We start from the raw sequence: 14,962 nt of genomic DNA on the forward strand, positions 1-14,962 counted from the left end.
TTACGCCGCGTGCGCATCGCCTCATGAACGACGCCACTCTGCTCGGCGCGAGTGCCCTCGTTGCCCTCCTGGCCCTGGCCACGGCGGCCGTAGCCTGGGCCTCCAAGATTCGGTCTGATCGCCGGCACCGAATCGTCCTGGAAGAGGCGATTCGCTCCAGGGATAAGCAGATCGCGGCGCTCGAGCAACAGGTCGATTTCCTGCGCCAACTGGAGGCCGTGAAGTTCGTAGAGCGCTACATAGCGACGCGGCGCGGGCTCCAGCAGCGGCTGGACCGGCTCGCGGCGGACGAAGAGGCCGGACGCGCGCACGAGCGCCACATCGAACGCGAGATCCGCGAGCTGTCACGCTCCGATGAGGAGCGCCAGGAGGACGTGCAGCGGCTTCGAGCAGAGCTCTCGCGCAATCAGCAGGAGGCGCACCGGCTGGAGCAGGCGATCGACGCGGTGTACTCGATCGGCGAAATCCAGGTGGACGAGGTGCGTCGCGAGGTGGCCAGGCGCAGGCGACTGGCGGTAGAGCTCAGGGGTCGCATCGAGCGCATGGCGCTGGACGCGGACGCGAAGGTGGCCGAGATCGCGCGCTTGAGCGCCGAACTCGAGAGCGGCCGCGAAGGCATGGAGGCGCTCAGGCGCGAGCTGGACCTGACGCGCTCCGCGGGACCCATCGTCGACGGGCTGCTCGGCATCGACGAGGATCTCGCGGACCAGGTGGACGACATCGACCACCACCTGGCGCAGGCGGGCCTGGACCTGGGCTCGGGCGGCGACGCCGACACCGTGGGCCATTTCCTGGCCGTCGTCGAGAGGGAGCGCTCACAGCGCGGGAAGCTGCTCGGCGCCGGGGGGGGCAAGGCGACGGACGGCGCCGCGGCCCAGAGGGGTCGCGAGGCTACGGCCGCGGCGGAGCGCGGGGGCGCGGGGACCGAAGAGGAGGCGGCGGAATGGGTGGCAGACGCGGTAGGACTCGAAGGCGGCCCCGAGCAGGATCCGTGGGACGCGGTGACGGCGGGCTCGAGCGGCAACAACAACGGCACCAACGCGGACGCGGCCACGCCGCCGCCTCCGGAGCCGGAGTCCAGGCGCCCGGTGGCCGTGCCGGGTCCGGTCGTGGCGGAATCCCCGCCGGCCGAGGAGCACAGCCCGGAAGAGGAGCCGCCGGAACCTCGCGTCTGGTACTGATGGTCCGCGCGGGCCACCCTCGCGGGGCGCCATGAGCGGGCCGGACTACTACGCGCTTCTAGGCGTCTCCCGCGACGCCGAACTCGCCGCCATCAAGCAGGCGTACCGTCGGCTCGCGCTGCGCTACCATCCCGATCGGCGCGGCGGCGATCCGTCCGCGGCCGAGGCGTTCAGGCTCGTCACCGAGGCCTACCGCGTCCTGCGCGATCCGCGCAAGCGACCCATCTACGACCGCTTCGGCAGCACCGGGCTCACCATTCAAGAGGGCCCCGCGGCGGACCTCACCATGGCGGAGGCGCTGGAGACCTTCGTGCGCGACTTCGGGGCCTTCTCCGACATCGGCACCGAGGCCGCGGCGGCCGCGGAGGCCGCGCTGCGGGCCGACCCGGCGGGGCGGCGGACCACGCGGGACCGGCCGCGCGCGGGCCCCGTTCGCTCGCCTGAGACCGCGCGTTCGGGGCAGCGAACCCAGCAGCGGCGGGAGGCACGCCCACCCGGCCGCAAGGCCCCGGTGCGGGCGGTGGCCCTCACGTTGGAGGAGGTCGATGCGGGCGTCGTGCGGGCGCTGCGGCCGCCCTGCGGCGCGTGCCGGGGCAGCGGCGAGCGCCGCGGCGAGCTCCAGCGTGTGTGCGAGCGCTGCGACGGCGTGGGCGACGTTCAGGTGCTCAAGCGCACCCTGCTCGGACCCACCAAGGCGCCGCAGCGCTGTCCGGACTGCGGCGGCTCGGGGCGGCGCCCCCTGCCCCCCTGCCCCGCGTGCCGTGGCACCGGCGATCTGCCGAACAGCAACGCGCACGTGGTGGAAATCCCGCCGGGCGTCAGGGACGGCGGGAGGATCGAGGTCGGGCCGGCGGACGACCGCCTGGACGTCCGCGTCCAGGTCATGGAGCACGAGCGCTTCGTGCGCGTGGGCGACGACCTGCAGGCCGAGCTGCCGCTCACCTTCACTCAGGCGGCGCTGGGCGCCGTGATGGACGTGCCCACGCTGCGGGGCCGGGGCCGGGTGCGGGTGCCGGCCGGCACTCAACCCGGTGAGGAGCTGCGCGTGCAGGGCGACGGCCTGCCGGAGACGAGCGGCGTGGGCCGGGGAGACCTGCTGCTACGCACCACGCTGACGGTGCCGCGCAAGCTCGCCAAGGAAGACCGCAAGCTCCTCAAGGAGTTGGAGTTCGGCGGGGGACGCATCGGCGGCTTGCGCTACATCCTGCCGGCGGCGGCGCTGCTGATCGCGACGGTTTCAATGGCGCTGTGGTACTGGCAAGGCCCGCAGCGCGCCCCGGGTGGCGACGGGCTGGTGGCGGCCGGCCCGCCGGGCGCGGCGGCTCCCGAGCTGGCGAGCACGCTCCCCGCGGCGACCGAGCCGGCCGCGGGTGGCGGCGCCCAGCGCGCCGACCCGGAGCGAGCCGGCGGCGGGCCGACTCAGCCGGAGCCGCCGCCAGCCGGACCGGAGGAGGTCGCCGGGGCGCTGGCCGTCCTCCCGGCGGCGACGGGGGCTGACGCGGCGGCGGGGTCCGACGATGCGCGCCTGCTGGTGGGTGGCGCGGCCACGTGCGCGGGCTTGGACGGCGGCCGGCTGCGTTGCTGGGGAAGCGGACGCGGCCCGCTCCGCCTGGCGGCGATCCCGCGTACCGGCGACCCCAGATCGATTTCGGTCGGGATGCGGCACGCGTGCGTGGTGGACGTGGCAGGCGCGCTGAGCTGCTGGGGGGCCAACGAATCGGGCCAGATCGGCGACGGCGGCACGCGCGACCGACGCGGTCCGTGGCCGGTCCGCGCGCAGGCGCCTTTCGCGGAGGTGGCGGTGGGCGCCGGCCATACGTGCGCGCTGGGCGAGACCGGGGCGCTGAGCTGCTGGGGCGCGATAGCGGGCGGTCGCTCGGCTCCCGGCGTAGCCCTGGACGGAGCCATGTACGGCGGGCTCGTGGGCGGCTGGACGCACGCCTGCGCGCTCGACACCGACGGCTACGCCCACTGCCTGGGCGGCAACAGGTTCGGGCAGGTGGGAGACGGGACGACGCGGGACCGAGACGTCCCAGCGCCGGTGGCGTCCGACGCCCGCTTCGTCGCCCTCGCGGCCGGCTCCGGGCATACCTGCGGCGTGGACGTTGCCGGTCGCGCCTGGTGTTGGGGACGGAACGATGGCGGACAGCTAGGCCTGTCCGGCGGGGCACCCGCGGTCAGGCCGGTCGAGCTGGAAGCTCCGGTGGTATTCGTGTTCGTAACGGCGGGCGCGCGCTTTACGTGCGCGCTGGATGAGGAGGCACGGGCATGGTGTTGGGGAGCCAACGGATACGGGCAGTTGGGAACGGGCGACACGGACGGTCGCGCGCGGCCCTCACCGGTGCGGGGCGGGTTGCGCTTCCGCACCATCCAGGCGGGCGCGGCGCACGTGTGCGGGCAGACCACCCAGGGCGAGCTGGTGTGTTGGGGGGCGAACGTCGCCGGCCAGTTGGGCGACGCGTCGCGCGGCAACCGCTCGAGTCCGGTGCTCCTGCCGGGCGACTAGCGATGTTCTCCCAGAAGGGCGTCTCGCGCTCGACCTGGCTGCGCGGCGTGCTCGCCGGCGGAGCGATTCTCTGGGCGCTGGGCGCCTCGGCCGAGCCGGCCGCGGCGCAGGATCGCACGACCGAGGCGTGCCGCGCATACGTGAGCGCGGGAGGCGCCGTACCGGTGGCCCCCACGTCCGATCCCGACGAGGTCGAACGGCTGGTGTCGGCGGCGCTCCAGGCGAGCCTGCTGGAGGACCACGAGACCGCCGGACAGTTGCTCCAGCGCGCGCGGCGGTTGGCCCCCTCGGACCCCGACGTGGCCTACTACATGGGCCGCGCGCAGGTGGCCGCGGGTGACTCCGCCAACGCCATCGCCTCCTATTGCGCCTACCTGAATCTGGCGCCCAACGCCCCCGATCGCGCCGTGGTGCAGGCCACCGTCGCCGGCCTGCTGGATGGCGTACCCGCGCCGTCCCCCGCCGTCGAGGCGAGCGCGCCCGAGGGGTCTGGCCTGGCGTTCGGCCGCCTGGAGATCCTGGCCGTCGTGGGCGTCCTGTTGGCGATCCTGCTGGCCCTCCTGGCTGCCGGCACGGACGGGTCGCGCGTCCTGACGCGGGCGCGAGCCTACCTGGCCGAGCGCCGCCAGCGCCGCGTGGGAAGCATCGCCGCGTCCGCGCGCCGCGGAGTCTCGGAGGCCTGGCTAGAGCACGGCCTCAGGGATCGTGGCTCTCCGGGCCGGAGGCTGGAGCGGCTATCAGAAGCCCTCGAGCGACTCGGCGACCGCGAGATAGCCACGCTCGAGAGGCTCGAGGCGCGGCTCGCCGCGGGCGCGCGCGCGCTGACCCGTGTCATGGTCCGGCGCGACACCGCCTCCGGTGAGCGATCGCGCGAAGGGGAGCTCATCCCGCGGGGTGGCGACAGCGTCGCCATCGTGGTCATGCTCGCCATCGTGGCGGTGGCCGTCGTGGCGCTCAACACCATCCTGCTCCACGACGCGGTCGCCCAGGCGTTGCCTGCGCCCTCTTCCTTGACCGGGGTGGACGTCGCCCTGCTGGTGGCATTGGGCCTCGGCATCGCCGCCCTGGGCGCTGGCCTGCTGTGGTACGCGCTCGAGAGCGTGGAGGCGGCCAGCCTGCACACCCTTCTGTTCAAGCTCACGCCGTTCCTGCTGGTGTTCGGATTGACCACCGTGCAGGTTCTGGCCTACACGGTGGTAAGCGGTCGGCTGGACATTCCGGGCCGCCTGGACGTCGAACCGGGCACCATGCTCTATCCGGTGCTGAGCTACCTGGTGGTTCTCATCGGCGGGCTGATCCCGCTGTCTCTGGCCACCACCGGGTACTCGCTCTTCAACGGCCTCCAACGCGCGCGCGTGGCGACCAGTGAGCGGCGGCTGCAACGGGCCCTCGCCGACCGTCCGGAGGAGACTCTGGCGCGCATCGCCGAGCACACCGAACGGTTCCACCACGAGCTGATTCACGGCTTCAGGGACGCCGCGGGCATCGGCGGGGAAGACGAGGAGTCGGTGGCTCTCATCGTCAGGGAGGAGATCACGGCGCTTCAGCGCACCGCCCCGGCGGCGGTCGCCGTGCGTCCCACCACCGAGGTGCTCGGGCCGTTCCTCCTGGACCTCGGCGTGGTGGCCGCGTGGGCGCTCGTGGTCGGTCACGCGTTCCAGCTGTTTTCGCGCCCCGGCGGCGGGCTCGATCCGGTAGCTTGGGGAATCGCAGCGCTGGCCGCCGCGCTGGCGGTCACCGCCGCCGGCATCGTCGCCAAGCGCGTGCTGTTCGGGCGCGCCGGGCTCGGCACCACGCCTTCCCTGCCGCGCGGCCGGCCGGGCAAGCTCGTGCTCGGATTCGCGGCGGCGTGCGGGCTCCTCGGCGGGTTGCTCCTTCTCGCGCTCGCGTACGGCCTGCAGCCGCTTTCCAGCGGCCCGACGCTCAACCTGCTGTACGGCGGCCTGCTCACTCTCCTGCTGGCGCTCGCCGCCGCCGCGCTGGACGACGCCATCCTCGCTCTCGCCACTCTGCTCCGGATGACCGGGCACGGGAGCGTCTGGCTCTTGGCCGAGATCGCCGCCGGGGCGTCCTTCGTGGCCGAGGCCGCGCTCGCCACGCTCGCGCTGGTCGCCAGCGGCGGAGCCGGCAGCCGGCGCGAAGGCGCCGGAGAGCCGGACGCGGCGGGCTAGCCGCCGGCGCAGCGAAGTCCCCCTCGCGGGCGACGCGCACGGGCCTCCGCCACCGCGCGTCGTCCGCGTCGAAGGAAGCGCGGCCGAGCCTCGTATCCGGGCGCGAGATCCGGTCCCGGCCACTCCCGACAGCGGAGGCGCATGAGCGACGCGCTCATCCTGGAGAAGGTCACGAAGAGCTACGCGGAGCACGTGGCGGTGCGCGACTTGAGCATCCGCGTACCGACCGGCTCCGTCTACGGCATCCTCGGTCCCAACGGCGCGGGCAAGTCGACCACGCTACGCATGGTGATGAACATCCTGCTCAGGGACGAAGGAACCATTCGCCTGCTCGGTCGAGACCCCGAAACGGACCGGACGGTGCTGCGCAGGGTCGGCTATCTGCCCGAGGAGCGTGGGCTCTACAAGAAGATGAAGGTCATTGACGTGATCGTCTTCTTCGCGCGCCTGAAGGGGGTGGACGCGACCGAGGCAAGGCGGCGCGGCGGCGCCTGGCTCGAACGCATGGGGCTGGAAGAGTGGGTCCACGCCAACGTCGATACCCTGTCCAAGGGCATGCAGCAGAAGGTCCAGTTCATCACGACCGTGCTGCACGACCCGGAAGTGCTGATCCTGGACGAGCCGCAAGCCGGTTTGGACCCGGTGAACCAGGAGGTTCTGCGGGAGACGATCCTCAACGCCAGCCGGTCCGGGCACACCGTGATACTCAGCACGCACAACATGGCGGAAGCCCAGCGCATGTGTGATTCGGTGTGCATCATCGCCGACGGAGCCAAGGTGCTGGAAGGAGACGTGCGCGAGCTGCGGCGCCGGCATCGCGGCGATCGCTACGTGGTCGAATTCGATCGCGACACGGAGGAAGCGCGTCGGTTCATGGCCCAGAGTCGGTTGATCGGAGACGCCCGCGAGTCCGAGGAGGCCTGGCACGTGGAGTTGGCCGAGGGCGCCGATGCGCGCTCGTTCCTGGGTCAGCTCAGCGCCCTGGACATGCCCTTGACGCGCTTCGAGCACCTGCAGCCAACGCTGCACGAGATCTTCGTGAGCCACGTGGGCAACGCCGCTCACCCCCGGCGTCGAGACGAAGCCCAGCTCCACGCCGAGGAGGCGCTCCGTGCGTGAGATCCTGATCGTCCTGCAGCGCGAGTTTCTGGAGCGCGTGCGATCGCGGGCCTTCCTCATCGGCACGCTCGCCTTTCCGCTGCTGTTCATCGCGCTCATGGCGATGCCGGCCATGGTCGAGGACAGGGCCGAGCAGAGGCGCATCGTGGTCGTCGACGACGCCCCCGCGGGCGTGGGCGAGCGCTTCGAGCAGATCCTTACGGCCGAGCGCGAGGACGGGGCCGCCAACAGCTACGACGTCGAACGCACGGGCGGGACGTTCGCCGACCGGCGTGAGGAGCTGAACGCGCGCGTCCTGGACGAGACGATCGACGGTTGGGTGGCGCTCCCCGCGGGCGTGCTGGAGGACAACCTGATTCACTTCCGCGCCAGCAACATCGCCAACCGCACGGTGCTTCGGGATCTGCGCAACGCCGCCAGCCAGGCGGTGCAGTCGGTCCGGCTGGAGAGAGCCGGCCTGGACGTGGCGGAGATCGCTTCGCTCGTGCGCAGCGTGGACGTCGATGAAGCGCAGATCACCGCCAGCGGAGAGGAGGGCGGCGGAGCGTTCTCCACGTTCTTCTTCGCCTACGGCGTGACCTTCCTGATCTACTTCATCACCTTCTTTTACTCGCTCGCGGTGATGCGCAGCGTGCTGGAGGAAAAGACGAACCGTATTTCGGAGGTGCTCGTCAGCTCCGTGCCCGCGAGCAGGCTCCTGGCGGGCAAGATCATGGGGGTCAGCGCCGCCGCCATCCTCCAGGTGGGAATCTGGGTGGGGATCGTGACCCTCGCGGTGAGCCGATCCGACACCCTGATCGAGCGCTTCGGGATCCCCGCGGAGGTGTTCGCGGCGATGAGCATAGACCCCCTGACGCTGGCCCAGTTCCTCAGTTTCTTCCTGCTGGGATTCGTCCTCTACTCGTCTCTCTTCGCGGGGCTCGGCGCGGCGGTCACCTCCGAGCACGAGGCGCAGTCCTATCAGTTCATCCTGCTGATTCCGCTGATCCTGCCGCTGCTATTCCTGAGCGCGATCACCGGGGAGCCCACGGGCCGCATCGCCACCACCCTGGGGCTGATCCCGTTCACCGCGCCCATCGCCATGCCGATGCGAATCGCGTCCGCGCCCATACCGGCGTGGCAGATCGCCGGCTCGCTGCTCGGGATTCTCCTCGCGGCGACGGTCGTGGCCTGGATCGCCGGCAAGATCTACCGGGTCGGGATGCTCGCCACGGGCCGCAAGGCGTCGCTTCGGGATCTGAGGCGCTGGCTGCGCGCAACCTAGGCACGGCGCGGATATCGGGCGAAATCGTTGCTCCGGAGCCATCTTGGGATTAGCTTTTTTGCATGCCTGGCTTCTCCCCCTTGCCCGGCAAGTAGCCACACATAAGCTGGACCGGTAGTCGGCGGTTCGAGTGACCGCGGGGTCGGCGTGCGCGTCGAATCTCCGCGGGGATGTTGCTCGGTTCGCCCGCGGCAAGGGCGTAGGGATAGCCGTTCGGTTAGTGCCGCTTGCGGCCGGCCGACGCGAAGGAGGATGAGATGCCAGTACCCACCAAGGGCATTGTGGCCCATACGAGGGCATTCTGGCTAGATGAGGCTGGGCAGGATCTGACCGAGTACGCGTTCCTGCTGGCCATTCTGGCGCTCGCGATCGTGGTGATGCTGCTCAACTTTCGCGATACGATTGCCAAGGTCATCGGGCAGGCGACGGACTGCCTGAACGCGGTGGAGACCAACAATCCGGGCAGTTGTCCGGGGGGGTAGGGACTCGCGCTGACCGGCTGTACCAGACGGCCGCTCCAGTAAGGAGCGGCCGTTTTGCGTGGAGAAGCGGCCCCCCTAGCCGTCGTCAGATTCGGGCGACGAGCGGCCCCGCCATGCGGCCTGAAACCGTACCTCGACCGCGCGTGCCTCGGCGTCTCGCCCCTGCGCCTGGAGGCTGCGCTGAAGCCCGAACAGCGCCCAGCCGTTCTCGGCGTCGCGCCGCAGCGCCTCGCGGTACACGCGCTCCGCTTCTTCGGCCCGCCCGGCCTGGCGCAGGGCCCTGCCGAGGTCCACGCGCACCGGCGTGGGCCAGTCCGAGGGCTCCATGTGGCCCAGTGCATCCTCCAGCTCGGTCGCGCGGCCGTACGCCGCCGCGGCGGCGTCCCACTGGCCCAGCGCCGCGGCGATGTCGCCATCGAGCACCAAGCCGGCGATCTCGAGCAGGTCCGTCACCGGATTGACCATGGCCCGGTCACTGCCAGCCGCCCCGGCCGCAGCAGCCCGCAGGCTGTCCAGCGTGACCCTGGCCCCGTCCACATCGCCCAGAGCCGCCAGAGCGCTGCCCCTGGTCATGTGCCAGACACCTTGCACGTACGGCGGTAGATCGGGCGGCGGCAGCGTGCCCAGGATGTCCTCCCAGCGACCGAACCGGCGCAGCGCGAGCCAGCCGCGCACCGCGCGGGCCTGCGTGACGCCGTCGCGCAGGCGCTCGGGCGTAAGCACGCCGGTGGCGTCCCGGGCGAACCGCAGCGCAGGGGGCGCCATGCCCAGCCGCAGTGCGGCCAGGTACAGGATGTCGTTCGCGTGCGCCGTGTGCGCGAGCGGCGAAAGCCCATAGGTAACGCCGTCCGTGGGAGGGGCGCTCTCACCCCAGGCCTCGGCCAGCATCGCGTCCGCCGCGATCGACGCGCGGTTGAGCTGCATGGCTCGCACGTATCGCCCAGTCCGCAGGTAAATGTGGGATGCAACGTGCACCAGGTGCCCGGCTCCGGGCGCCAGCCCACGCAGGGCATCGGCCTTGGGCAGCGCCGACTCTGGCTCGGGGGATCGCTCCAGCAAGCGCACGACGAAGTGGTGCGCGCCGGGGTGCTCTGGGGCCGATGCGATCGCGGCTTCGAGCGCTTCCCGCGCCTCCTGGGTCCCCGTGGCCGGCTCGCCCGTGGCCGTCCAGTAGGTCCACGGAGAGCGCATCATCAGGGCCTGCGCCAACAGCGCGGCCGCGTCCGGGTCGTCCGGGCTGGCCACGCGCGCCCGTCGTAGCCCCTCCACGTACGCGGAGTCGGCCGCGGGGCGGCTCCGACCGTCGGCGTAGCGCTCGGCCATGGCGTCGATGAGCGCCTGGTCCGCGTCGCTGGCGCCGCCCCTCGCGGCCGCCGCGCGCGCCGCGGCCGCGGCGGCGCCGGCGGGGTCATCGGGCATCCCCAGGTAGCGACTGGTCGGGTTCGGGCCGAGCGCGAGCGCCAGCCCCCAGTACGCCATGGCACAGCCGTCGTCCAGGCGGATGGCCTCCCGAAACGACGCCGCCGCCTCGGCCGCGTAGTAGGCATACCCCAGGCGCAGGCCCTGGTCGAAGTACGCCACCGCCTCGGTGCCGCACCCGGCGATCGAGCGCCGATAGTCGCCGAGGCCGAGGCCCTCCAGGAGCGGGGCGAGCGCGTCCGCGCCAGGCGGCGAAACGTCCGCGGGGAGCGGCGCCGGCCGGGTCGGCGCCGGGGGCCGGGTCTGGGCACCCGAGCAGGAGGCGGCCAGGGCGACACCGAAGGCCGCGCCGGCCAGGGAAGTTGTGATCCTCATGAACGGTCCGAGGAAGGCGTCGAAAGAATGGGCGTTGAGGGATTCGAACCCTCGACCACCTGCTTGTAAGGCACTCTCTGGGCGCTCGCTCGCGCTAGCCTGCGCCCATTTTACAACAACTTACGGGATTTCGCGCTCGCTCCCGCTTGCTCGCGACAGAGGGTTTGACACCGGCAACGACACCGGGTTTGGCCAAGTCGCGGGACATCAGTTGGGACACGGTCGAACCCCGTCCGTGAGGGCCGAGGATGCACCGGAGCCCCCGAGACAAAGCGGATCGCGGCCTCTCCCAACTGCTCTGAAAAAACTTCCAGGGATCATGATACCAGGTCTCGCTCTCAAAGCCGCATTTTCGCCCTGATTCCGCTCCGCCAGGGGACATTCCGGGGGTTCGGCCCAAGGGAACGGGCCTTGCACACCATTGCTCGCGAATGAGAATGAATCGCTGACCGGAAGGGAATCTGCACATGAAGACGCGCTTGATCTGGATGGCAGCTGCGGCGGGGCTCGTGCTCTCGGCCTGCGGCGACGATGGCAGTGGCATCGAGGCTCAGGATCTGCGGGGTTCGTGGTCGGCCACGATATACCAGTTGACAGACGACGCCGACGGACAGAACCAGGTCGATCTGATCCAGCGGGACGGAGCGAGCTTCACCCTGACGGTGGACGCGGCGGGCGTCGCCAGCACCGTCTTCGACGACGGCGTCGGAGGAACGAGTTCGGACTCCGGCACGCTCGACTCGACCGGCACGACGCTCACGCTGAGCGGCACACCGTTCACCGCGGTCAGGGCCGGCGACGTGCTGACGCTGAACGACTTCGACGCGTCCTTCGACTTCGGCAGCGGTATGACCGCAGCCTCGCTGCTGATCGTGATGAGCCGGAACTAGTGTACCGTCGCACACTAGATCGTCGGGGCGAGCCCGGCTTCTTTCCGGGGGCCTCGTTTGCAAGACATGGGCGCTGAGGGATTCGAACCCCCGACCTCCTGCTTGTAAGGCAACACCGGCGCATCCTACAGACGCCAGATCGCCGCGCCAACCCTGGCTATCTGCGTCCCCGGCGTCCGCTGGCGTCGGTACCCGTCCGTGTAGTTTGTCACCACGGCTGGCACCGCGTCTAGCGGGTAGGGTGGTCGAAGGGGTCGCATTCGAACCGACCCACCCCGTGGGCTGACCATCCGGGCGTCTGCCGAGTTTGACTCGCCGGCCACGGCCCGTCATCATCGGCGCGATGCGATTCCGTCGGACGACCCGCGTGGCCGCGTGCTGGTGCCTACTGTCCCTACTGGGGGTTCTGGCCACCGGACTGCCCACGCACCACCACGAAGTAGCCGCGAGCGAACTGCGCGAGGAGGGTCAGAGGGCCGCGCCCCTGCATCATTCGCACGGCAGCGAGCTCGTCGAGCAGGATGAGCGGGTGGTATCGAGCGGCCCCCTGGTCGTTTTCGACGCGATCGAGGTCGGCTTTCTCATGCGGACGACGTCTGTCCCGCTGCCGGTCGCGGTCACGGCGCCCATTCGTCCCACCGGGCGTGCCCCGCCGCCCGTCGCTCCCCGTGCCCCGCCCCTGACCGTCTGATCTCTCCGGCCACCCGGCCGGCCACCTCCGTACATCCGTGAAGGAACGACATACGCCCCTCCGGTGAGGGACGAACCGACTGCGGGAGTCTGGCCCGTGCACATGACTTTGCGATCGACCATCTTCGCCGCTACGGCCCTGCTCGCGCTGGCCGCGCCCGCGGAATCGCAGCAGCCGCGCCGCGTCACGCTTGCCGAAGCGCTGGACCTCTTCGCGCGCAACAGCCTGGAGCTCAGTCTCGGGCGAGCACAGGCGGCCGAAGCCATGGCGCTTGCGCGTCAGGCGGCGGCGTTCCCGAACCCTGCCGTCGCGACCACACACGAGCCCCTATCCGACGGCACCGAAGACTACTCGGAGACGTACGTCATGCTGAGTCAGCGACTGGAGTGGCCCGGCGCACGGGCGGCCCGGCGTGCGGCGGCCTCGGGTACAGCAGACGCGGCGGTCGCGCGGTTCGTTGCGGACAGTTCCCGCCTCGCTTTCGAGGTGAAGCGCGCATTCACCGAAGCCGCGCGCGCCGAGCGCGTGGAACGCGTGTTGGAGCGCGTGACATCGGTGTTCCGGGAAGGTGCGCGGAGCGCAGAGGTCAGGTACGCCGAGGGCGACATCTCGCTCTACGACAGCCGCCGAATCCGGGTCGAACGGGCCAAATACGAGACGCTGCTGGCGGAGGCCACGCTCGAGGCGTCAGCTGCGCGCCGGCGGCTGGCGCTTCTCGTGGCGCCCGTGGCAGAAGCCCTGGAACTCTCGCCCGCCGACTCTCTGGACGGCCTGCCCCCGGCGATCGCCGCCGAGCACGTACTGGAGGACGCCCTCGCCCGGCGAAGCGACATCGCCGCGGCGGACGCCGCGCTCGAGTCGGCGCGCGCGGGTGCGACGGCCGTCCGCCGCGAGCGCATCCCCGACGTTACGGCCACGGTGGGCTACAAGACGCAGTCGGACGGATTCGGAGGCGCGTTTCTAGGGCTGTCACTGCCGCTGCCTTTGTGGGACCGCAGGGGCGGCGCGGTCGCGGCAGCCGACGCGCGCCTGCAAGCAGCACAATCGCGCCGCTCCCTGGTCCGTCGTCAGGTCGAAAACGATATGCGGCGCGCGTTGGAGGCCTACAGATCGCTGCGGCGGCGGGTCGAGTTGCTCGCCGAGTCTCGACCGGACGAGGGCGCCGACCTGCTGGCGATCGCTCGCGCGGCGTACGCGGAGGGAGAGTTGGAGTTGATCGCGCTGTTCGATGCGGCGGAGGCCCTGCTGGAAGCGCAGACCGCCGAGGTGAGCCTGCGCGCGGACCTGTGGACCGCTTACTACGACATTGAACGTGCCGCCGGGGGCTTCGACGGCTCGTTGGACCGAGGAGATGACCGATGATGAACGCGAGCCCTCAGGGAGGGCGGGCGGCCCGCAGGCTGGTAGCGGCGATCGCGTTTGCCGCCCTCGCTCCAGCGGGATGCGCCGTGGCGCCGGAGCCCCAAGCCGATGAGCCCGGCAGCGTGGTGGTGACCCAGTGGAACGACTCGACGGAGCTGTTCCTGGAATACCCGCATCTCCTGGCGGGGGAGCCCACGGGGAACTGGGCGATCCACCTGACCGACATGCAGGACTTCAAGCCGATCAGGGCGGGCGCGCTGACCGTGCGCTTTCTGGACGGCCCCGCCGCGCAGAGGTTCACCGTCGCGGATGTAGCCCGAGACGGGATCTTCCTGCTCGATCCCGTCGTCGAGCGGCCCGGCACGTACACGGTCGAGCTGACCCTGGAGAGCCCGCAGGCTCGCAGCCGCCACGTCCTGTCCGAGGTGAAGGTGTACGCGGATGAGGGGGAGCTTCCGCGAGCGGAAGAGGAGGCCGCCGGCGGCATCGCGTTCCTCAAAGAGCAGCAGTGGCAGATCCCGTTCGCGGTCACGGCGGTCGGGGAGGAAACGGTGCGGCGTACGGTCGCGGCACCCGGGGAGATCGTCGCCCCCGACGGCGCGCTCGTGCTGGTGAGCGCACCCGTCGATGGAATCGCCGCGGCCGGCGCTAACAGGAGCGCGCCGTCGGTAGGGCAGACCGTGCGCGCGGGTCAGGTCCTGGCAGTGTTGTCGCCCACCACTCAGGAGGGTGGCTTCGCGCAGATCAGGGCGAGCGTCGAGCGGCTCGAGCGCGAAGTGGCCCGAGCGGAACGCCTCTACGAGGCCGGTGCCATCGCCGAAAAGCGGCTCGAGGAAGCGCGCCACGACCTGGCGGTGACGCGAGCGCAGGCCGCGTCCCTGGGGGCTTCGGGGACGGCTGGAGACTACCTACTGCGCATCACCTCGCCCATCTCGGGCGTGGTCGCGCGCCGGGCCTTCGTACCCGGCGGGCGGGTGGCCGCGGGCGAGTCGCTCTTCACGATCGTAGACCCTCGCAACGCGTGGCTGCGCGCTCACGTCCCTGCCTCCGTTGCGGCCTCGGTCCCGGCTGACGCCACGGCCTTCTTCACGGTGGAGGGCGATGAAGCGATCCACGAGACGGCGCGTCTGATCTCCGTCGGTAGCGTCCTGGATCCCGAGACGCGCACGGTCCCGGTGACCTTTCTGCTGGCGGACGGCGGCCGGCCGATCGCCTTCGGCCAGCTCGCCCAGGCCGCCGTCCCCACCGGCGACGCCGTCACTGGGATCGTGATTCCGAATCGCGCCATCATTGACGACAACGGCACACCCGTCGCCTATGTGCAGGCGGGCGGAGAGACCTTCGAGCGCCGAGTCCTCACACTCGGGGCCACCGACGGGGCAGTTACCCAGGTGGTGGCAGGGATCGACAGCGGGGAGATGGTCGTGACGACCGGCGCGTATCAGGTGCGTCTGGCATCCATGTCCGGCGGCGATTTCGCCGGCGGCCACGCGCACTGAGGG

The 14,962-nt window shown here is 71.2% G+C and carries 11 protein-coding genes; 10 read left to right on the plus strand and 1 reads right to left on the minus strand.

Going from position 1 to position 14,962, the window contains the following annotated elements:
- Positions 1-23: 23 nt before the first annotated feature.
- The 6 genes from ABFS34_02820 (at position 24) to ABFS34_02845 (ending at position 8,723) form a co-directional block, all read left to right on the plus strand.
- A complete protein-coding gene (locus ABFS34_02820; protein ID MEN8374362.1) occupies positions 24-1,181 on the plus strand; it encodes a hypothetical protein in 1,158 nt (385 codons plus the stop codon).
- 31 nt (positions 1,182-1,212) lie between these two features.
- Positions 1,213-3,687 carry a DnaJ domain-containing protein gene (locus tag ABFS34_02825; GenBank protein MEN8374363.1) on the plus strand — a complete coding sequence of 825 codons (2,475 nt, stop codon included), beginning with the start codon at positions 1,213-1,215 and terminating at the stop codon, positions 3,685-3,687.
- Between the two features lie 2 nt (positions 3,688-3,689).
- The gene (locus ABFS34_02830; GenBank protein MEN8374364.1) at positions 3,690-5,858 is read left to right on the plus strand and encodes a hypothetical protein; all 2,169 of its coding nucleotides are present in this window, start codon (positions 3,690-3,692) and stop codon (positions 5,856-5,858) included.
- A 141-nt stretch (positions 5,859-5,999) separates the two neighbouring features.
- Positions 6,000-6,977 (plus strand): ATP-binding cassette domain-containing protein, encoded by a 978-nt coding sequence (locus ABFS34_02835; GenBank protein ID MEN8374365.1) that lies wholly within the window; start codon positions 6,000-6,002, stop codon positions 6,975-6,977.
- Positions 6,970-8,241: an ABC transporter permease gene (locus tag ABFS34_02840; protein ID MEN8374366.1), complete on the plus strand. Its 1,272-nt coding sequence runs from the start codon at positions 6,970-6,972 to the stop codon at positions 8,239-8,241. The genes ABFS34_02835 and ABFS34_02840 overlap by 8 nt, the downstream gene beginning before the upstream one ends.
- A 257-nt stretch (positions 8,242-8,498) precedes the next feature.
- Entirely contained in the window at positions 8,499-8,723 is a 225-nt protein-coding gene (locus ABFS34_02845; GenBank protein ID MEN8374367.1) for a hypothetical protein, read from the plus strand.
- 75 nt (positions 8,724-8,798) lie between these two features.
- Here the strand turns inward: ABFS34_02845 and ABFS34_02850 are convergent, their stop codons facing one another.
- Positions 8,799-10,517, minus strand: a complete 1,719-nt coding sequence (locus ABFS34_02850; protein ID MEN8374368.1) for a hypothetical protein — start codon at positions 10,515-10,517, stop codon at positions 8,799-8,801.
- 467 nt (positions 10,518-10,984) lie between these two features.
- Between ABFS34_02850 and ABFS34_02855 the strand changes: the two genes are divergently transcribed.
- From ABFS34_02855 to ABFS34_02870, 4 genes are all read left to right on the plus strand, one after another.
- Complete coding sequence (locus ABFS34_02855) at positions 10,985-11,407, plus strand: hypothetical protein (protein ID MEN8374369.1); 423 nt, start codon at positions 10,985-10,987, stop codon at positions 11,405-11,407.
- Positions 11,408-11,750: 343 nt separating this feature from the next.
- Positions 11,751-12,098 (plus strand): hypothetical protein, encoded by a 348-nt coding sequence (locus tag ABFS34_02860; protein ID MEN8374370.1) that lies wholly within the window; start codon positions 11,751-11,753, stop codon positions 12,096-12,098.
- A 102-nt stretch (positions 12,099-12,200) separates the two neighbouring features.
- The gene (locus ABFS34_02865; protein ID MEN8374371.1) at positions 12,201-13,460 is read left to right on the plus strand and encodes a TolC family protein; all 1,260 of its coding nucleotides are present in this window, start codon (positions 12,201-12,203) and stop codon (positions 13,458-13,460) included.
- Positions 13,457-14,959 (plus strand): efflux RND transporter periplasmic adaptor subunit, encoded by a 1,503-nt coding sequence (locus tag ABFS34_02870; GenBank protein ID MEN8374372.1) that lies wholly within the window; start codon positions 13,457-13,459, stop codon positions 14,957-14,959. The genes ABFS34_02865 and ABFS34_02870 overlap by 4 nt, the downstream gene beginning before the upstream one ends.
- Positions 14,960-14,962 lie beyond the last annotated feature (3 nt).

The sequence above is a fragment of the Gemmatimonadota bacterium genome, assembly GCA_039715185.1.
In the GTDB taxonomy this organism is placed as follows: domain Bacteria; phylum Gemmatimonadota; class Gemmatimonadetes; order Longimicrobiales; family RSA9; genus DATHRK01.